Raw genomic sequence first — 19,170 nt, 5'->3', positions numbered from 1 at the left:
CTTACCGGGAAAATTGAATTTGCCTGGATTTCTCTTTACAGTTTTTACTGTTAAGCCTGATTTAATAGTCAGCTAGGTGGTAAAAAAGTATGTTGCATTTACGCATACGCATGAAAACGAATTACCAATAACTCATATATATTAACTAACATCATGAATAGAATTCTCATGGCCATAAGCTTGTGCAGCGTGTTCTACCTGACAAGCTGTGACAAGAAGAAGGAAGAAAAGGAAGAAGAAGTGAAGTACCTGGTGACAAGTCCTTTGCTGAAAGACACATTGGTTACAAAGGAATATGTCGCCCAGATCCATGCCATCAGCCATATCGAGCTCAGGGCTTTGGAAAAGGGGTATCTTCAGAAGATTTTCGTAGACGAAGGACAGTTGGTACAAAAGGGACAGCTTATGTTCAAAATTATGCCAATGATTTACGAGGCCGAAACGCAAAAAGCGCAGGCTGAGGCCAATTTCGCAGAAATCGAATACAAAAACACCAAATCCCTGGCTGACAGTAATGTGGTTTCTAAAAACGAGCTTGCTTTGGGAAAAGCCAAATTTGATAAGGCAAAAGCTGAACTGAATTTAGCACAGGCACATTTGAGCTTTACGGATATCAGGGCGCCGTTCAGTGGTATTATGGATCATTTCCAGGGAAGGCTTGGAAGTTTGGTCAACGAAGGCGATCTGCTTACCACGATTTCGGACAACAGTAAAATGTGGGTGTATTACAATGTTCCGGAAGCTGAATATCTGGATTACAAAACGAAGATCATTAAAGACGGTGCTTTGAAAGTGGATTTGCTGATGGCAAATAACAAGATGTTTGATTATCCCGGTCTGGTTGAAACTATTGAGGCTGATTTTAACAATGAAACGGGTAACATCGCTTTCAGGGCAACATTTCCTAATCCGAAAGGATTGCTAAGACATGGCGAAACGGGTAATATTCAGGTTAAGCTACCATTTAAAAATGCTTTGATCATTCCTCAGAAAGCTACGTTTGAGGTTCTTGAGAAAAAATATGTATATGTCCTGGATAAAGACAGCAAGATTCAGTCAAGAGAAATAACGATTGCAGCAGAATTGCCACACATTTTTGTAGTTGGCTCTGGTCTGAGCAAGGATGACAAAATCCTTTTGGAAGGCTTACGCCAAGTACACGAAAACGAAAAAATAGAAACCAAATTCGTTAAGCCTGATTCTGTGATATCCCATTTAAGTCTATATGCCGAATAAACAGAGTCTTTCCATAATGTCTGTGGGCTGCGTTACGCTCGATCCAAAAATGCTCATTGACCGAAGTCAACTCCGCTTTTTGGCTCTTCGCAAGCCTTGCCCCGGTTCGCCGGAGCGACAAACATTCTAAACAAACTCTGGTCTAAAGGACAATATTAAAAAACCACTAGATATGTTCAATCAATTTATAAGGAGACCTGTATTCGCTATTGTGATTTCGATCATGATCGTCTTTATAGGCATACTGGCGATTGAGAAATTACCTATTTCTCAGTTCCCGGACATCGCCCCGACAACAGTAAACATTTTTATAGCCTATCCTGGTGCGAGTGCGGATGTACTCGTTAAGTCCACGCTGATTACCCTTGAACAGGCGATCAACGGGGTGCAGGATATGCGTTACATTGCTACGGATGCAACCAGTGCCGGTGAAGCCACACTCAGGATCATTTTTGAGCCCGGTACAGACCCCAACGTAGCCGTAATCCGGGTAAAAACCAGGGTGGATCAGGTGATGCCGCTTTTGCCTGAACTTGTTCAGCGTGAAGGGGTTATTATCTCTCCGGTTCAGCCTAGTATGTTGATGTATGTTAACCTTTATTCTAAGGAAAAAAGCATTGACGAAAAATTCCTGTTCAACTACGCTACCGTAAAAATGATCCCTGAAATTCAGCGGACCAAAGGTATAGCGAGAGCACAAATATTGGGTAGTCGTAGATATGCGATGCGTCTTTGGTTAAATCCGGAGCGTATGCGTGCCTATAACATTTCTACCGAAGAAGTAATGACGGCGGTAGGCGAGCAAAGTATTGTTGGTCGCCCGGGCCGGATCGGTCAAAGTTCGGGTATTGCTGCCCAGTCGCTGGAATATGTGCTTACTTATAAAGGTAGGTATGACAAGCCTGAGCAGTATGAAGACATTATTATACGTGCCAATTCAAAAGGTGAAAGCATACATTTAAGAGATATAGCCAAGGTTGAATTAGGTAGTGAATTCTTTGATATTTATTCCAATCTGGATGGCCATCCTTCGGCCGCGATCGTGTTACGTCAAAATTATGGTAGTAATGCCAGTGACGTAATCGAAGAGGTAAAAAAGAAGCTTGATGTCATGAAAGAATCCTTCCCTCCGGGTGTGGATTACAAGATCAGTTATGACGTTTCCAACTTCCTGGACGCCTCTATCGAGCAGGTTATTGACACTTTGCGTGATGCATTTATTCTGGTTGCCCTGGTTGTTTTTGTATTCCTTGGAGACTGGCGTTCAACTTTGATTCCGATCCTGGCGGTTCCGGTATCGTTAATCGGGGCCTTCTTTGTGATTCAGGGTTTTGGGCTCTCCATCAACCTGATTACGCTTTTTGCACTTGTACTTGCGATTGGTATTGTGGTCGATGATGCGATTGTCGTCGTCGAGGCCGTCCATGCCAAGTTTGAAGAAGAGCCGGGGATAACCCCTTACAACGCAGTGAAAAAAGTGCTTTCTGAGATCAGCGGAGCGATTATCGCGATCACAGCCGTAATGGTATCCGTGTTTCTTCCGATTTCGTTTATGTCTGGCCCGGTTGGTACGTTCTACCGTCAGTTCTCGATTACAATGGCTAGTTCTATCGTAATTTCGGCCCTGATCGCCTTGACATTGACTCCTGTATTGTGCGCCATGCTGTTAGAAAATCATCATGGACATCCAAGAAAGAAGAACATACTTACCAAATCGCTGGATGCGTTTAACCGCGTATTTGATAAACTTACCGGAAGATACGTCGGTCTGTTAAAAATGATCGTTAGCAGGAAAGTGGTTACATGGGGTGTCTTATTGATATTCTGCGCAGGAATTGTATTTGTGAATAAAATTCTACCAGCAGGTTTCATTCCTAACGAAGATCAGAGTACGATCTATGCGATTATCCAGACTCCTCCGGGATCTACACTTGAAAAAACCAACGAAGTTTCAAGACGTCTTCAGAAAATTTGTGAAGAAGTGGGTGGAATCGAATCGGTATCATCTTTGGCTGGTTACGAGATCATGACAGAAGGCCGTGGTTCTAATGCCGGTACTTGTTTGATCAACTTAAAGCCTTGGGGAGATCGTGATAAAAACGTGAAAGAAATCATGGAAGAACTGGAAGCCAAAACAAGAGGTTTGGGTGCCGTGGTTGAATTCTTTGAACCGCCAGCGATTCCTGGTTTTGGTACTTCGGGTGGTTTCTCTATGCGTTTGCTGGATAAAACATCCGATACCGATTACGCTGAATTTGATAAGATAAACAAGAAATTCATGGGTGATCTGGCAAAACGTCCGGAGCTTACCGGGTTGTTTACCTTCTTTGCTGCGAATTATCCGCAATACGAATTGCAGATTGACAATCAGCTTGCGATGCAAAAAGGTGTTTCTATCGGAAAAGCGATGGACAACCTGAACATCATGATCGGTAGTACGTACGAACAGGGGTTTACGAGATTTAACCAGTTCTTTAAGGTATACGTGCAGTCGGATCCAAGTTTCAGAAGGCTTCCATCAGATCTTTTAAAGCTTTTTGTTAAAAATGATGTTGGAGAAATGGTTCCTTATTCATCGTTCATGACACTTAAAAAAGGCCAGGGGCCTAATGAGATCACCCGTTTCAACTTGTACAATTCCGCAGCGATCCAGGGTCTTCCGGCCAAAGGATATACTACTGCTGATGCGATTGCAGCCATTCGTGAAGTTTCTGCCAAGACATTACCAAAAGGATACGATATCGCTTTTGAAGGTCTTTCCTATGATGAATCCATTCGTGGAAATGAGTCACTGGTTGTTTTCATGATCGTATTGGCCTTCGTATACTTTGTACTGGCAGCCCAGTATGAAAGCTTTATTATTCCATTCGCGGTTGTGTTATCGCTTCCTGTTGGGGTATTTGGTTCATTCCTGCTTCTGAAATTGATGGGATTGGAAAACAACATCTATGCCCAGATCGGTTTGATCATGCTTGTCGGTCTGTTAGGTAAGAATGCCGTACTGATCGTCGAATTTGCTGTCCAGAAGCGGCATCAGGGAGAAACGATCCTGAACGCGGCCATTGAAGGAGCCAAAGTTCGTTTCCGTCCTATCCTAATGACCTCGTTCGCTTTCGTTGCCGGTTTGATACCATTGATCAGTGCGTCGGGCGCGGGTGCCATCGGAAACCGTACAATCGGTGCTTCGGCCATGGGTGGTATGTTATTCGGAACAATTTTCGGGGTAATTATCATTCCCGGATTGTACTACATATTTGGCAGCTTGGCCGATGGTAGAAAAATGATCAAAGATGAAGAGGACGGCTCATTGTCTGAGCAGTTTGTTCATGCAGTCGATGCTTTCCCTCTAACTCAAGAAACTCAAAATGATGCGGAATAAAAGAATATTGAACTGGGCCGGGATAACGCTCCTGGCCCTGATTTACACCGGATGCAGTGTGCCACCGATTGCTCACAGAACAGAGAACAGGACAGTACCTGTGGGTTATAACAACTCACAGGACTCCACCAACACGGCAAAGATTAGCTGGAAAAGCTATTTCACTGATCCTTACCTGACTGCGCTGATTGACACGGCTTTTAAAAACAACCAGGAACTGAACATCACCTTGCAGGAAATTGAAATTTCAAGGCAGGAAATCAGGGCCAGAAAAGGGGAATATCTGCCATTTGTTGGTTTGGGCGGCGGAGCAGGCGTAGACAAGATTGGCCGGTATACGAACATCGGAGCCAGTGAAGCTACAACCGATATCAAGCCGGGGAAAGAAACACCTGAATTTTTACCTGATGTACAAGTTGCGGCTTTTGCAAGATGGGAAGTCGATATCTGGCACAAGCTGCGTAACGCAAGAAAAGCGGCTGTATCCCGGTATCTGGCATCGGTGGAAGGAAGAAATTTCATGATGACCAATCTTATTTCTGAAATTGCTAATTCTTACTATGAATTACTGGCACTTGACGCCCAGTTGGCTATTATCCAGCAAAACATTGAAATTCAGACCAATGCGCTGAAAATCGTGAGAATGGAAAAAGAGGCGACCCGGGTTACCGAACTGGCAGTCAAGCGATTTGAAGCTCAGGTATTGCATACGCAAGATCTGCAATATGATATCAGACAGCGGATTACAGTAACCGAAAACAGAATTAATTTTCTGATGGGTAGATATCCTCAGCCGGTTCAGAGAGATAAAGCCAGTTTCGCGAATTTGGTACCAAATGTGATGCAGGCAGGTATCCCTTCCCAATTATTGCAGAATCGCCCGGACGTAAAACAAGCTGAAAACAATCTGGCGGCAGCTAAGCTGGACGTGGAAGTGGCAAGAGCTAATTTTTATCCAAGTTTGAGTCTTAACGCAGCTTTGGGTCTTCGTGCGTTCAGTCCGGTATATATTGCCAAATTACCTGAATCACTGGTTGCAACCCTTGCGGGAGATCTGGCTGGTCCGCTGATCAATAAAAATGCGATCAAAGCAACTTACGCCAGTGCCAGTGCCCGACAAATCCAGGCCGTTTACGAATACGAACGGACAGTGCTAAACGCTTATATTGAAGTGGCCAATCAGCTATCCAACATCAGTAATTTGGCAAGTAGTTATGACTTGAAAACCAAAGAAGTTGAAGCATTAACGCAATCCGTTACGATTTCCAACCGACTTTTCGCATCAGCGCGGGCCGATTATATGGAAGTGCTGTTAACCCAAAGAGACGCTCTGGAATCAAGATTTGACCTGATCGAAACCAAAATGCAGCAAATGAACGCCACGGTAAATATTTACCGTGCGCTTGGCGGGGGTTGGAATTGAGGTAAGAAAAATTAGATAATAATGAAGTAAAATCAGGCCGTCTCAAAATTATTGGGGCGGCCCTTTTTAATCCTCCTTCGTCGGAATCAGGATTTATAGGATTAGGGGATTTTCAGGATTTCAGTTCATAACATCAGGCATGTTTCAAAGTCCTGTAAATAAGCAATCCTGAAAATCCCTTAATCCTCCTACGTCGGAATCAGGATTTATAGGATTTGGGATTTACAGGATCGCGGTGGGAAAATCAAGTTAATTCAAAATTCCAATAACTTATAATCCTGTAAATCCTCTAATCCTATAAATCCTGATACTTTTTATTATACACCTTCTTAAACTGCAAACTCGTATTACCAAAATTGATCAGCAACCCAATTGGAAAGTCGTAAGCTACCAAATAATTTTTTGCCTGAGCCAAGTGCGCGTCTTCCATGTTAATAACTGCTTTTAATTCGACTATTACCTGACTTTCCACCACAAAATCTGCACGTCTGGTTCCAACACGGATGTGATCATAGTAAATAGCCTGCTCCACCTCCCGCCCAAAAACCAACCCTGCCCGTGTCAACTCAATGGCCAGGCAGCGCTGGTAAATTACCTCGGCCCCGGCCGCCCGGTTGGAAGCTATTTCCCAAGGTGTTATGGACCTTCATAGCACAACCATTTATTTTGTAAGTGATTTCTTCCAGGGTCATAATTTTAAGTTTGATGATGAATTTCTAAGATGTAATATTCAAAATTTCTAAACATCTACAAACTCACTCAACTCCAAATCCTGAAAATCCCTTAATCCTAAAAATCCTGATCCGACAATTGAATTACAAATAGATATACCAACGTCATCCCACAACCACCGCCCGCGCTTCGTAAGGCCGAGCCATGAAAGGCTGGTTTTTTATCAATTTTAACCCATTCAATTCCGGAATCACAATAATACTTGCATCAGGAACGACACCACGTTCAATCCAGTTGGAGAGCCTGGAAGGTTTAATATTATACTTTTTACAATAATCAGAAAGCGTCATCCAATCTCTAAGTTTATATTCTTTATCCATGATGACCAGCTTGCTGTTGGTAAAGTCCATCAGTTTCGCTTCCACGTCATCCAGCTTTTTATTTACTACTTCAAATACAGTACTTTTCTCTTTTACAGTTTCCATTCATGATAGTTTATGGAGCAGTTTCCCGCCGTTCTACATTTTTAAAACATTTTTTTAAGTTTCCCGCAAATATTTAATTCTTTCAATTGCATGTTGATATTCTCCGGCAGTAACATTTTCAGATGTATTAATCAGCAGGTTTTCAGCTTCTTCGATTAATTGTCCTAGCTCTTCTACCAATTTTTCTTTCCTTGTTTTGCTCATTTATAGTGTGCATTTACTTTGTGTAAAGATATAATTTGTGAAATATATTCACAAATATTTAAGCCGAAATTTAGACGTGAAAGTTGTTAAAAGTATCTCCACAACAGGGCATGTCCCACCAGAACATCATTAATTTATTATAAGTCAAAATTATGTTAAATAAATAGTTTTCATTAATATAGAATTAAATTATATATTTAATAAAAATATTATTCACCATTAACCAATCTAAAAACATGGCAGCTATTGAAGAATCTGGAAATGACAAAGGCGAAGTAAAAGTCAGAAGCAAAAAGATGTCGACCAGGGTGGATATGACGCCGATGGTTGATCTGGGTTTTTTGTTAATTACTTTTTTAATGCTTGCAACGACGATGACCAAGCCAACGGCTATGTCTGTGTTTTTTCCTGACAAAACGGTTGACCTAAGTGCGCCCATTAAAGCATCCGGTGTGCTGACGCTTTTTCTAGGTGCACATGATGATATTTATTATCTGGATGGCATTGCAGCTGATGACGACAGGGCCTTATCCTCTTTGAAATTAACGGGCATGGGGAGTGAATTGAGAAATATCATTTTTGCCTCACAGCGTCGTGTGAAATCGATCATGCAAAACCAGGCAAATGATAACAATGCACTTACCGTAGTTATCAAGCCCACCAATGTTTCGAGTTACAAAAACATGGTTGATGTCCTGGATGAAATGGCCATCACCAAGTCAAAACGATATGCACTGGTTGATGAACTTACACGTGCTGAGAAAACGGTTCTTGGAGACAGGATTTTGGAAAATAAATAATCTGACTGTTATGCGTGGTGTTTACCAGGGCACTAATAATCACCTATTAAAAGAAAGTTTTTGTAATGAAAACATTTAAGTAAAATGAGTAGTACTTATGCTTATAATCATGATATAATTTTTGTAATAATATATATGAAGCTGACAAGCTGGTTCAATACAAAAAGATGTCAGAAACCCGAATTTTTCAGCTTGAACATCATTTTATATTTTGTTATATTTATACTAAATATTGATATCATGCATTTTACTACTCACGTTTATGAAAAAACCAGTACTTGTTCAATTCTTATATTTTGTATACCGAACCAGCTTTTTATTTGGTGCTGTGATTTTGTGCAGCGGTTCTCAGTTGCTGTTTGCGCAGTCGGGTTCACTTCCTTTCAGAGATGATTTTAGCCGGAACTCTCTTGGCGGAAACTGGAAAGACGATAAAACCTGGTCTATTTTAAATGGAAGGGCATATAATCCATATGATGCTGGTTCTTTGGTTACTGCAAAAAAATATGCAGCCGATTCTTACATCCTCGAAACAGCAGCGATGGGTTTTACAGGCAGTTACTGGCGTCAGTTCAGGATCACATTCGGACAGGCAGATGTTTCAAGCTCACAATCGTATGTGCTCAGTTATAGCCCGGATACCGGTGGACAACTGACGTTGGGCAGGTCTTCGGAAAATATTTACTATCCGGCCGTGCTCGACGAAATAAGTATTTATCCCGCCTTGACGGACACGAAATGGTATAAGTTTAAAATTGCCCGTTATAAAAGCGGCCTCATACAGGTATATCTCAACCAGGGATCAGGATATGGTTCCGTACCGGTTTTGGAGGCAATCGATTTAAGTTATCAGCGGCTCGGACACTTTGGATGGATGGTTTCAACGCAAACTGCCGCAAAGAAATTTTATATAGATTGGATAGAAGTCAGGATACCGGAAAACGAAAAACCTGCCATTTTGGAAAAACCAAAAGAAGATGACCTGATTGCCCAGGTTTCAGCTGCCAGCAACAAATCTTATCGAGTGGCAAAGCTTGCAAGCGGTTCCAGTATGTATACAGACCGGGATTACAAGGTGACCTCCGTACCATCCTATTTAAAAGATGCGTCATTTATACAAACACCGATGGATGACAAATACCAGACCGGTACATCCTGGCTTACCACATTTTTGAAAAAAGCCTCCGTGGTGTATATTGCTTATGATCCCCGGGCAATAGCCCTGCCCGCCTGGCTTCAGGACTGGCATAAAACCGGGGATGTTATCGGTACGAACGATCCGGGATCACGTTTGCTGGAAATTTACAGTAAATCAGTGGATTACTGGCAGATTTACCCAAGGCCATTTATATTAGGGGCAAATCTTGCCAGTCCGGCAACGGGAGCACAAATGAACTATCTGGTAATAGCCGTTCAAAAACCAGCCAATAAAAATTTAGAGGCAGAAGATGCTAAGGTTGTAGGCGCAAAAATATCCCACGATCGTGCCGGGTACAGTGGAAGCGGATTTGTAGATTTTGTTCATGAAAAGCAGGATTATATTGAATGGACCACGGAAACAAAAGTTCCCGGTGTTTACACATTGAGTTTTCAGTTTGCCAATGGAAGTAACAGTAATCGGTCCATGCGCCTGATGGTGGACGATGAAGCAGTAGAGAGCCCTACTTTTATGGCTTTGTCGAGCTGGGACAGCTGGGCATTTTATTCTGGAGCACAGGTGATTTTAGAGCCGGGGACGCATAAAATCAGGATGACTGCAAATGGCATGAGCGGCCCGAACATCGATTTTCTAAGTCTTAGTTTCAGGTCGGTGTCTCCCGAGTCTGTATCTGAAACTCTTGCTGCAAGGACAGCATTCTTCAATAATGAAATGACAAACCCGCTAAGCAATTTCCGGCCGCTGGCATATCCCAATCCTTTCCAGCGCAGCACAACGATTTCCTACGTTCTTCCTGAAACAACAAATGTGAATTTAACTATTTACACGCTCCTGGGACAAAAACAGGCTGTACTTTTGGATCAACCCCAGAAAGCCGGGAAATATGACATCGAGTTTGATGCTGGAAACCTGCAAAGCGGTTTGTATTTTTATCAGTTAACACAAGGCAATAAAATAAGTGTAGGAAAGATCTTTAAACAGTAAATCCATTTGTAATTGCGCTGTTTGTAATTATAGAATATGAATAAATATTTGCTTTGGTAATCAGGATCTTTATTCATATTCTATGCCATTTTCGAACTGCTTCCGTCTCGTTTCAGTCTTTCTGTTTTTATTTCTGATCAGTTCCTGTAAGCCCACTATCCATACCTTTCGGGTTTCTCCGCTTGTAATTACAGGTGATCAGAAAGTATTGATTGATTTCGATGCCAAAGGAACGCCAGCATTGGAATTTAACGAACATCTCTCGACGGATTCCGTACAGCTTCTCGAATTTACGCTAGTCGTGACCAAAGCAGGAAAAGAAGCAAGAAAAACTATTCAGGTTCAAAAATTGAAATCGCAGTCGCCTCTTGATATCACTTTTGCAACCAGCAGCATTTCTGGGGATACAGTGATAGCATCAGGCGAAAACAATAACGATCAATGGAGTGATTTTCAAATTGTATCGGTAAGCTCAGCGATGGCAAGGGACCTGACTGTCATCCATAGTGGCCGAACAGTTGAACTGAAAGCAGACGGCTCCGCTTCCAAGGATTTATCGGGGACTACAGCGGGAGGCGAATGGTCTTTTAAAACAAAATTGTCAGCAAGCGAAAAGGCGGATTCTACTAAGATACCGCAGGAATTACAAATAAAGGCAGTTATAAAACCATCCAATCCATAACATGGAAAACTTGCTTGAAAAGGTCAAAACCATCGTATTGCTCATGTTCGAAAACCGCTCATTCGACCACATGCTCGGACATTTGAGCCGGCAAAAAATTAATACGGAAGTAAATGGACTAAAAGACCCGCTCACCAATTTCCGCAATCTTTACAAAGGTGGATCTTTTCCAGTTTTTCCAATCCGGGAAGATGTTGAGATGAATACAGACCTTCCGCACAAAAGAGAAGAAGTGAATGTGCAGCTTAAAAAACATATACTCACCGGCAATATAACAATGGGTGGTTTTGTGGAAGCCTATGCCAATATTACGCAAACCGCTCCCAACAAGGAATGCGAACCGATGGGATTTTTTGAATCTTCGCTGGTTCCTGCTACAAGTTTTCTTGCCCGGACTTTCTGTACTTGTGACAACTGGTTCTGTCCTTTACCAACGGGTACGCAGCCTAACCGGAATATGGCATTTTCCGGTGATTCTTCAATCAGTGAAAATGGGTTGCTACTTGATATAAGCCGGAATAATGTTTTCGATTGGCTCAATCGTGCGAGGGCCGGCAAAAAGGTAAAGTGGAGAGTTTACCATTCGGGGCTGTCATTTTTTACCCTGTATCCCTCTTTGCTTAAACATGTTTTCGGCTCAAAGTTCAGGCGTTACGACCAGCTTGCACGTGACATCATGTTTGAATCCGACGACACGGCACCGGAAGTGATCATTGTAGAACCGGTATATAAAGATGCACCGCATATTACCCCGATCAGGGCCAACGACAACCATCCTCCTTTGGCAGTGGGTTGGGGAGAAGAGTTTTTGAGACGGACTTACGAAGCAATAAGCTGTAATCCGAAGAAATGGGAAAGTACGGTTTTTATCGTTTATTACGATGAACACGGTGGCTTTTACGATCATGTTTCACCACCGGAAATTGGTTTCATAACAGGGGATAACCATCAATTTAATAATATGGGCCCGCGGATACCGGGGATTATTTCATCTCCTTTGGTAAAAAGCGGCTCTGTTTGCCAATCGTTGTTTGACCATACGTCGGTACTGCAGTTCCTTGCAGAAAAATTTACCCCTGGAAAGGATTATTCGGATAGTGTGAGGGAACGAAGACTGGCTGGCGTGAAAAGTATTTCAGAAGCACTGAACAACGAAATTTCCTGGCCGGCTCCATCTCCGCCTGCTGATAAGATCATAGTTCCTGTAACGCTTGGCAGTAATATTCTGGAAGGACCGCAAACCGAGGTGGCAGAGTCATTTGAAGCAGCTGCCAATGAGATTCTTACGAATTATCCAGTTAAGGCAATCAGGAAATTTCCTGAGCTGGTGCATTGGAAAATCGCTGCGGATAATGCACTTACACCGACATTGTATACAACCAACGAAGTGAACAATACGCGGCTTGGAAAGTCACGGACGGAAAATGTAAATTTAAAAAGTTCACAAAATGGGAATACATAAAATGACACAAAAGCCTGTTTTAACGACGGGTTTGTTGTTTCTGATTATTGTAAATACCGGATGTAGTACTATTCACGCGTATCAGATCGGCGGCCCGCATGGAATAGAACAGGGAAACCAGCCGGGTACGGAATGGGAGAGCAAAACAATAAATACATTTTTATGGGGAGCGATCAGACAGGATGTTCAAATTGAAAATTGCAGACTGGGGGATGGCTCACGGCTGAATATTGAAGAGTTTAAGATTGAAAAAAATGCTGGTTTTATTATAGCCAATATTCTGACTTTGGGGATTTGGGAACCTGCCAAAGTGAGCTGGCGATGCGCTAAACCAAAACAATAAGGCCATGATCCGAAGAAATGGTCAAAAGAACTGGAGCAATATCCACGTTACCATCAAACAAACTGTTGATGATTTGATTGATATTGACAATTCCAATGCAACTGGATCAGAACCAGATAAATATGAAATCCTGAATCAGGCTTCTAAGGATATCAATGAATTGATTAAGGAAGCTAAATTGAAAAACAAGCGGATCCGGGCAATCGGATCGGCATGGGCGCTGACAAATATACAGGCTACGGACAACTGGCTGATCAATACCAAATTGCTCAACAAATGTTTTGAAAATGACGACAGTAATTTCCACGATAATTATCCGCCAGACAAAAGAAAATTGCTCGTCATTGCCCAATGTGGTGTATCAATTGGAGAATTAAATGTGTATCTGGAACGGCCAAAAAATGCATCTCAAATAGCACGTTCACTAAAAACAGCAGGAATAGGTGCCGGTCAAACCGTCGTTGGTGCTGTTTCGGGCAATACACATGGTGCAGCTGTAAATTTTGGCGCACTTCCTGAATTTGTTGTAGCCATCCAGCTTTGCAACGGTACGGACAAACCGGTTTGGATTGAGCGCAGTAAATATCCTGTAATGAACCAGAGTTTCATAGACAAGATCGGTTCGAAGCTGATCCGGAATGACGATATTTTCAATTCGGCCCTGGTTAGTTTTGGAGCATTTGGTATAGTAACCGCTTATGCCATAGAAACCGAACCAATTTATCATATCAATTTTCCAAAAATTAAAGAAGTAAACCAGACTAAACTTGGAGCGTTACTGAATGATCCGGGCTATTATAGCAAACTCCAGCATCTTGAATTTGTATTTAATCCATATGAAGAAAACTTTTACCTGATTGAGGGAACCAGAGTTCCTTTTGAAGAAGGCCATCCATTTCCGGAACCGCTATGGATCGTAACCAATAAGTTCGGATACGCACCCGGCGATAAAACGACTAAATTTTTATTGAACCTGCCATTTATTTCAGGAAAGAGAAAATCAAAAATTTTGTTTAAACAATATTTAAAAAATGCGGTTTTAAGTGAGGTAAGAGGTTCGTCCGGACAACTTTATACGGCGACGATAACCTATCTGGAAGGGTACAATGAAACTGCTTTCGCTGTTTCGATTTCGGATGCAGTTATAACGATAGAAGTTATCAAACAGGCTATTGAGGAAATGAGTTTGCCTCTCGTTTTTCAGGCAAGAACAGTTCATCCGGGGGCCACGATTTTTGGTTTTACTAATCATTTGCCCAGAGCTGTTGTATTTGAATACGGGATTGTCAATACTTCCAAATACCCGAAATTTGAAGAATTGTTACTAAATAAATTGCGGGAATCAGATGTAAAATTTACGCTTCACTGGTCAAAAAATTCACTTGTTGATCCGGCAAGGCTGGAAGAAATGTATGGCCAAGCAAAGATAAATATCTGGAAAAAAAGCAGATATACCTTGTTTGAAAACGATGTGGATCTGATCAGTATATTCAACAACATTCATTTATCACAAGCCGGGCTGGATACCCCGCCGGATGTGTTGGTGTAAGTGAAAGAGAAAAATAGCTCAAATTTTTATATTGATTAAATTGTAAGTAAACAACGCCCTGTTAAAACTGGGTTGACCTATCACGGAACAACAAAAAACCCATAGAATTATAAGCTCTATGGGATAAATAAATTGGCTTGGTTTTATCACTTAATAACCACCAGCTTTCCTGCAGGATAAGCCTGGGCCGTAAGTGCGATTACCTTCCATTGCCCTGATCCATCCTGCTTTTCAAAGACAATAAAATCCCTTGACAATCCATCATTCTTTGAGTTTCCATTTGCATTGACCCAGGCATTGTTTCCATTGATATGAATCTGGTAATCTGTCAAGGTATATTTGTCTTTCGCAGGTTCTGGATTGTCTTTCATGTGACCTCCAACCATGTGAGTCATAGCCTCCCATCCGCGGGCCATTAATACTGCACCGTCAGCAGTGGTGATCTGATAATACAAATCCGGCGATTTTACAAAATAACTGGCAAATTTGTCCAGGTCCCTATTGTCGAAAGCAGCCCGCGTTTTAGTAAGTATTTCCTTGATAACCTCTTCCTGCGAAGCTGTTTGTGAAAATGTTTCCGTAGCGATCCCAAATATCAGCAAAACAAGAAACAGACGATTTGATAAAGTTTTCATTTTGAAAATAATTTTGAGTTGAAAAATTGATTAACAATGCCAAACTAATAACCCAAAGAATGCTGCACTATTAAGCGTATCTCAACAGTTTGCAAAACCTAGTAGCCGGGTGATTTAATGATTGGCTTGGTAGTCAGGTACCTGAAATATGCTTTACTCAAAAAAATGACTATCTACGCATTATAGTGTATGGTTCGCCACCTGCGAAATTGAAATTCGTCTGCTTTTCAGTAACTTAACTGTATCATCCGGAAATTTATGCGTGGCTTCCTTTTCGTCATTTTTAGTTTATTATTGAACACTGCTGTTTCGGTAGGGCAGCCAATTACCTTCCATGGACAACCTTCAACAAGAAAAGGAATAGATATCAGCAAACAGACGACATTTTATGAAGACCAGTCAGACGACACCCTCAACAGGATTTCAGATATCTGCACACAAAAATTTCTTCCTATTGTGTCCAACTGGAATCCGACTTTGAACGATTTTGCCAAAGCCACAAAAATAAGCTGGAAACGATTCGAAATCGCCAACATACATGCCAGTGACACTGTACATCTTTGGTACAATGCGGGCATCCATGCAACGCTATCCTTATACGATGATAACGGAAAACTGATTGGGAAGGGAGGTCTGTTTGCTCAGTCTTATGGCCATGCAGGCACAATAGCAATAACAATTCCTCCTCTTTCACACAAGTGGTATTACGTCCGTGTGATCGACTATGTACGTGTGTTTGCTTATGAATCGGATCTCCTGTATACACCTCAGGGCCTTGATGCTCATATGGCTCACGAAGCCCTGCTTATAAAGTGGCTGCTTGTTGCTATGTCTATGATTGCCGGAAGCCTTTTATTAATGGGGCTTTACACTTTGTTCCAGTATTATTTCAACCGTGATGCGGCGTACCTTTATTATACATTTTATGCAACCGTATCCTTTGCCTGGATCGTCAAAATCGCGGACTATCGTCTTTCATTGGGGCTTGCTCCGAATACTTTGCCAGAGCTAACACATCCATGTCTGGCGTCCTTATCGTTTTCTGTTAGTTTTTTTTACACGTTGTTTCTGGTAAAATTACTTGACCTGCCCACCCGACAAACCAGGATCTGGCAAATTGTAAAAGTGATGATGACTATTTACGTTCTGCAACAACTGATGTCTCTTATTGAAGTTTTCACAGGACTTTGGTTTATCAGTAATACTTACTACCTGTTGTGTGATTTATCATGCTTGGCTGGCGGACTCATCCTGCTGTTAGCGATTGTCAGAAGCCAAAGCCTGTTGAAAACATATCTGTTCGTGGGTTCAATCAGCTTATTCGTGGTTTCAATTGCTCCAATTAATTCCCTTTTTTATTTCCCAATCTTAGTGAAACCGCCAATGCAATCCTTAATTACCCTCCATTATTCATGGCGCTGGGTTTATTTAGTGAGCTCTTTTGTTTTGCTTTGGCTCTCGCTTATCGCAATCGCCTGACAGAACTTGAAAATAAAACGATGCATGCTCAGTATACGCGGCAACTGGAAAAGGATATTGTCGAAAGAACACATGAAATCGAAAACCAGAGCCGCCTTTTGGAACAGCAGCACATACGCCAGTTGGAAACTGAATTTGAGCAAAAACTGGCCGACATGGAAATGACGGCCCTCAGAGCTCAGATGAATCCCCACTTCATTTTTAACTGCCTTAACTCCATTAAGCTATATACCTTGCAGAACGATGCCGATAAAGCGTCAGATTACCTTAATAAATTCGCGAGGCTGATTCGTTTGGTTTTGGAAAACTCACGTTCGGAACTTGTAACACTGCAAAATGAGCTGGAAGCTTTAAGATTGTATATAGAGCTGGAAGCGATGCGTTTTAAGGAGAAAGTAAAGTTTGAAATTATTGTTGCGGATGATATTGACCAGCGATATCTGCGTATTCCGCCATTATTATTACAGCCTTATGTTGAAAATGCGATCTGGCACGGACTCATGCACAAGCCGGATGGCGGAAAGATACAGATAGAAGTATGGCAATCTCAGGAAAACCTGCTGACAATTTGTATCGCCGACGACGGTATTGGCCGGGAGCGTTCCATGGAATTAGAAAGCAAGTCGGCCGGAAAATATAAATCGTTCGGAATGCAGGTAACCGCCGATCGGATCAGGATGATCAACCAGCTGTATAATATTAAAACCGACGTACAAATTCTGGATATAACAAATAGTTTCGGAGACCCGTGCGGTACGAAAGTTGTTTTACAAATCCCTGTTTAGCTATGCGTACAATCATTATTGACGACGAACCGGATAATGTGCAGCTACTGGCTTTTCAGCTCAGGCGTCATTGCCCGCAGGTAGAGATTGTAGGACAATATACTGAAAGTACCGAAGCGCTGAAAGGCATCCGTACTCTGAAGCCGGCTCTCATATTTCTTGATATTGAAATGCCACTTTTAAATGGCTTTCAGCTTCTTGAAAAAGTAGGGGATATCAATTTTAGTATCATTTTTGTGACAGCTTATGACCAGTACGCTGTGCAGGCTTTCCGTTTTAGTGCACTCGATTATCTGCTTAAGCCTGTTGATACAGTTGATCTGATAGCCTCGGTCCGTCGGGCAGAGAATGTGACAAAAGTAAATCTGTATCAGTTGGAATTGCTTCGGAGCTACTATCCTAACAATGGCAACAGCTTTCCAGACCGAATTGCGCTTCCACATAATGGCGGATTGTCATTCATTGAACTTAGTCAGATCGTCTACTGTGAAGCGGACAGTAACTATACCCGTTTTTACCTTTCGAACGGGGAACAGTATATGATTTCCAAGACACTGGGCGATGTACAGGAAGTATTGGAAGTCCGGAATTTTGTAAGAGTCCACAGGCAATATATTGTTAATTTAAGCCACATAAATAAACTTGTAAAAGGAGAGGGCACATATTTACTCCTTTCCAATGGAGCAACTATACCGGTAGCCCGACAGCAGAAAGAAAGATTACTCGAAAGGTTTGGCTGGATTTAAATTTTATATTTCACTGGAAAGTATATTTTTTAAGTACTGGCACTATACTGGTTTTACAAGAATTTCCTGCTTCACAAATTATAAACATTGAATGTTTATACACTAATTCAAAAACCTGCCCGAAATTCCAATGGGGACATATCAGCCTTTTGTTTGAAGAATTTATTGAAAGATTGCGGATGTTCAAAACCCAGGTCGTAAGCAATTTCGGCGATGGTCAGGTTGGTATTGGATAAAATGTCTTTAGCTCTTTCTATGAGCCGGTTATGTATATGCTGCTGTGCACTTTGCCCGGTGAGTGATTTTAACATATCTGTCAGATATCGTGGTGAAACCTGCAAATGATCGGAGATTTCCTGAACCGTTGGGAGTCCGGTTAAAAGAGATTTCTGTGAATCAAACCTATTGGATAAATAGGTGTTCATGCTGCTGATCATATCATTATAAATAACCTTTCGTGTTATAAACTGCCTGTTGTAATAGCGGTTGCTGTAATTCAGCAGCAGTTCAATCTGTGAAACGAGCACATCCTGGCTGAAATGATCAATGTTGTTATTAAGTTCGGTTGCAATTGATTCAAATAAAGAAGCGATAATGTACTTTTCTTTTTCGGATAAATACAACGCTTCGGACACAGAATAAGAGAAAAATCCATACTCACCAATCGTATTGCCCAGCTGATAATTCCGGATCAGGTCGGGATGAAAAAACAGGGAATATCCTTCATAGCTTTGTTCATCATCTGACATGGTCACGATCTGGTTTGGCGCTAGAAATGCAAGCCCACCTTCTTCAAAATCATAGTAACCATGTCCGTATTTCACTTTGCCCTTGAAATCAGTTTTGAAAGAAACCTTATAAAATGCAAGAGAAAATTTATCTCCTGCATCGACGAGCGGGACCTTCACCTGGTCGTAATTGATAAGTGCCACGAGCGGATGCAGCGGCTTAGGCTGTTCAAGCCGCCGCATAAGTGAGGATATGTTGTCGTAGTGATGAAGTGGAAGCTTTTTCATAATAATTCAGGTTTAAAGAAATACCTTTTTTCTGTCTAAAATGTCCTCGTTTAGGTCTACCCAAATGAGCTACGGTAACAACTGACATCAGTCAATAGCCAATCCTGATAATCCTGCAATCAGGTCCAAAA

Annotated in this window: 17 protein-coding genes; 12 read left to right on the top strand and 5 right to left on the bottom strand. The window is 41.8% G+C overall.

Going from position 1 to position 19,170, the window contains the following annotated elements:
* Positions 1–153: 153 nt before the first annotated feature.
* The 3 genes from KZC02_RS03670 to KZC02_RS03660 all read left to right on the top strand — a co-directional run bounded on the left by KZC02_RS03670 (position 154) and on the right by KZC02_RS03660 (position 6,038).
* Complete coding sequence (locus tag KZC02_RS03670) at positions 154–1,236, top strand: efflux RND transporter periplasmic adaptor subunit (RefSeq protein WP_221392870.1); 1,083 nt, start codon at positions 154–156, stop codon at positions 1,234–1,236.
* Between the two features lie 172 nt (positions 1,237–1,408).
* Positions 1,409–4,615 carry an efflux RND transporter permease subunit gene (locus KZC02_RS03665; RefSeq protein ID WP_221392869.1) on the top strand — a complete coding sequence of 1,069 codons (3,207 nt, stop codon included), beginning with the start codon at positions 1,409–1,411 and terminating at the stop codon, positions 4,613–4,615.
* Entirely contained in the window at positions 4,605–6,038 is a 1,434-nt protein-coding gene (locus KZC02_RS03660; RefSeq protein ID WP_221394930.1) for a TolC family protein, read from the top strand. The genes KZC02_RS03665 and KZC02_RS03660 overlap by 11 nt, the downstream gene beginning before the upstream one ends.
* A gap of 295 nt (positions 6,039–6,333) precedes the next feature.
* Here KZC02_RS03660 and KZC02_RS03655 read toward each other — a convergent pair whose 3' ends face one another.
* The 3 genes from KZC02_RS03655 to KZC02_RS03645 form a co-directional block, all read right to left on the bottom strand.
* Positions 6,334–6,603: a GxxExxY protein gene (locus tag KZC02_RS03655; RefSeq protein ID WP_310590400.1), complete on the bottom strand. Its 270-nt coding sequence runs from the start codon at positions 6,601–6,603 to the stop codon at positions 6,334–6,336.
* Between the two features lie 271 nt (positions 6,604–6,874).
* The gene (locus tag KZC02_RS03650; RefSeq protein WP_221392868.1) at positions 6,875–7,195 is read right to left on the bottom strand and encodes a hypothetical protein; all 321 of its coding nucleotides are present in this window, start codon (positions 7,193–7,195) and stop codon (positions 6,875–6,877) included.
* A gap of 54 nt (positions 7,196–7,249) precedes the next feature.
* Complete coding sequence (locus tag KZC02_RS03645) at positions 7,250–7,399, bottom strand: hypothetical protein (protein WP_221392867.1); 150 nt, start codon at positions 7,397–7,399, stop codon at positions 7,250–7,252.
* A 236-nt stretch (positions 7,400–7,635) separates the two neighbouring features.
* Here KZC02_RS03645 and KZC02_RS03640 point away from each other — a divergent pair, with 236 nt between their 5' ends.
* The 6 genes from KZC02_RS03640 to KZC02_RS03615 all read left to right on the top strand — a co-directional run bounded on the left by KZC02_RS03640 (position 7,636) and on the right by KZC02_RS03615 (position 14,378).
* Positions 7,636–8,199, top strand: coding sequence for a biopolymer transporter ExbD (locus KZC02_RS03640; RefSeq protein WP_221392866.1), 564 nt, complete (start codon positions 7,636–7,638; stop codon positions 8,197–8,199).
* A gap of 262 nt (positions 8,200–8,461) precedes the next feature.
* Positions 8,462–10,342 carry a T9SS type A sorting domain-containing protein gene (locus KZC02_RS03635; RefSeq protein WP_221392865.1) on the top strand — a complete coding sequence of 627 codons (1,881 nt, stop codon included), beginning with the start codon at positions 8,462–8,464 and terminating at the stop codon, positions 10,340–10,342.
* Positions 10,343–10,424: 82 nt separating this feature from the next.
* Positions 10,425–11,024 (top strand): hypothetical protein, encoded by a 600-nt coding sequence (locus KZC02_RS03630; protein ID WP_221392864.1) that lies wholly within the window; start codon positions 10,425–10,427, stop codon positions 11,022–11,024.
* 1 nt (position 11,025) lies between these two features.
* Positions 11,026–12,486: an alkaline phosphatase family protein gene (locus tag KZC02_RS03625; protein WP_221392863.1), complete on the top strand. Its 1,461-nt coding sequence runs from the start codon at positions 11,026–11,028 to the stop codon at positions 12,484–12,486.
* Positions 12,473–12,829: a hypothetical protein gene (locus KZC02_RS03620; protein ID WP_221392862.1), complete on the top strand. Its 357-nt coding sequence runs from the start codon at positions 12,473–12,475 to the stop codon at positions 12,827–12,829. The genes KZC02_RS03625 and KZC02_RS03620 overlap by 14 nt, the downstream gene beginning before the upstream one ends.
* Positions 12,830–12,833: 4 nt before the next feature.
* Positions 12,834–14,378 (top strand): FAD-binding protein, encoded by a 1,545-nt coding sequence (locus KZC02_RS03615; protein ID WP_221392861.1) that lies wholly within the window; start codon positions 12,834–12,836, stop codon positions 14,376–14,378.
* A gap of 146 nt (positions 14,379–14,524) precedes the next feature.
* Here the strand turns inward: KZC02_RS03615 and KZC02_RS03610 are convergent, their stop codons facing one another.
* Positions 14,525–15,013: a nuclear transport factor 2 family protein gene (locus tag KZC02_RS03610; protein ID WP_221392860.1), complete on the bottom strand. Its 489-nt coding sequence runs from the start codon at positions 15,011–15,013 to the stop codon at positions 14,525–14,527.
* A 258-nt stretch (positions 15,014–15,271) separates the two neighbouring features.
* On the opposite strand from KZC02_RS03610, the gene KZC02_RS03605 reads away from it, so the two are divergent.
* From KZC02_RS03605 to KZC02_RS03595, 3 genes are read left to right on the top strand one after another with little or no spacing between them, the layout of a single operon-like run.
* Positions 15,272–16,492 (top strand): 7TM-DISM domain-containing protein, encoded by a 1,221-nt coding sequence (locus KZC02_RS03605; RefSeq protein WP_221392859.1) that lies wholly within the window; start codon positions 15,272–15,274, stop codon positions 16,490–16,492.
* Positions 16,426–17,277 (top strand): sensor histidine kinase, encoded by an 852-nt coding sequence (locus KZC02_RS03600; protein WP_221392858.1) that lies wholly within the window; start codon positions 16,426–16,428, stop codon positions 17,275–17,277. Before KZC02_RS03605 ends, KZC02_RS03600 begins: the two co-directional genes overlap by 67 nt.
* Before the next feature lie 2 nt (positions 17,278–17,279).
* The gene (locus KZC02_RS03595; protein ID WP_221392857.1) at positions 17,280–18,023 is read left to right on the top strand and encodes a LytTR family DNA-binding domain-containing protein; all 744 of its coding nucleotides are present in this window, start codon (positions 17,280–17,282) and stop codon (positions 18,021–18,023) included.
* Positions 18,024–18,130: 107 nt separating this feature from the next.
* Here KZC02_RS03595 and KZC02_RS03590 read toward each other — a convergent pair whose 3' ends face one another.
* Positions 18,131–19,039, bottom strand: coding sequence for an AraC family transcriptional regulator (locus KZC02_RS03590; protein ID WP_221392856.1), 909 nt, complete (start codon positions 19,037–19,039; stop codon positions 18,131–18,133).
* Positions 19,040–19,170 lie beyond the last annotated feature (131 nt).

It is taken from the genome of Dyadobacter sp. NIV53 (assembly GCF_019711195.1).
In the GTDB taxonomy this organism is placed as follows: domain Bacteria; phylum Bacteroidota; class Bacteroidia; order Cytophagales; family Spirosomataceae; genus Dyadobacter.
The sequence above is the reverse complement of the archived record's forward strand: the minus strand, read 5'-3'. Positions and strand labels throughout refer to the sequence as shown.

Excerpts from the sequence above, each read along its gene's own strand:
- KZC02_RS03635 (WP_221392865.1), top strand. The coding sequence starts at position 8,462 with ATGAAAAAACCAGTACTTGTTCAATTCTTATATTTTGTATACCGAACC.
- KZC02_RS03595 (WP_221392857.1), top strand. The coding sequence starts at position 17,280 with ATGCGTACAATCATTATTGACGACGAACCGGATAATGTGCAGCTACTG.
- KZC02_RS03625 (WP_221392863.1), top strand. The coding sequence starts at position 11,026 with ATGGAAAACTTGCTTGAAAAGGTCAAAACCATCGTATTGCTCATGTTC.
- KZC02_RS03660 (WP_221394930.1), top strand. The coding sequence starts at position 4,605 with ATGCGGAATAAAAGAATATTGAACTGGGCCGGGATAACGCTCCTGGCC.
- KZC02_RS03650 (WP_221392868.1), bottom strand. The coding sequence starts at position 7,195 with ATGGAAACTGTAAAAGAGAAAAGTACTGTATTTGAAGTAGTAAATAAA.
- KZC02_RS03590 (WP_221392856.1), bottom strand. The coding sequence starts at position 19,039 with ATGAAAAAGCTTCCACTTCATCACTACGACAACATATCCTCACTTATG.
- KZC02_RS03600 (WP_221392858.1), top strand. The coding sequence starts at position 16,426 with ATGGCGCTGGGTTTATTTAGTGAGCTCTTTTGTTTTGCTTTGGCTCTC.
- KZC02_RS03665 (WP_221392869.1), top strand. The coding sequence starts at position 1,409 with ATGTTCAATCAATTTATAAGGAGACCTGTATTCGCTATTGTGATTTCG.
- KZC02_RS03615 (WP_221392861.1), top strand. The coding sequence starts at position 12,834 with ATGATCCGAAGAAATGGTCAAAAGAACTGGAGCAATATCCACGTTACC.
- KZC02_RS03640 (WP_221392866.1), top strand. The coding sequence starts at position 7,636 with ATGGCAGCTATTGAAGAATCTGGAAATGACAAAGGCGAAGTAAAAGTC.
- KZC02_RS03620 (WP_221392862.1), top strand. The coding sequence starts at position 12,473 with ATGGGAATACATAAAATGACACAAAAGCCTGTTTTAACGACGGGTTTG.
- KZC02_RS03605 (WP_221392859.1), top strand. The coding sequence starts at position 15,272 with ATGCGTGGCTTCCTTTTCGTCATTTTTAGTTTATTATTGAACACTGCT.
- KZC02_RS03645 (WP_221392867.1), bottom strand. The coding sequence starts at position 7,399 with ATGAGCAAAACAAGGAAAGAAAAATTGGTAGAAGAGCTAGGACAATTA.
- KZC02_RS03630 (WP_221392864.1), top strand. The coding sequence starts at position 10,425 with ATGCCATTTTCGAACTGCTTCCGTCTCGTTTCAGTCTTTCTGTTTTTA.
- KZC02_RS03610 (WP_221392860.1), bottom strand. The coding sequence starts at position 15,013 with ATGAAAACTTTATCAAATCGTCTGTTTCTTGTTTTGCTGATATTTGGG.
- KZC02_RS03670 (WP_221392870.1), top strand. The coding sequence starts at position 154 with ATGAATAGAATTCTCATGGCCATAAGCTTGTGCAGCGTGTTCTACCTG.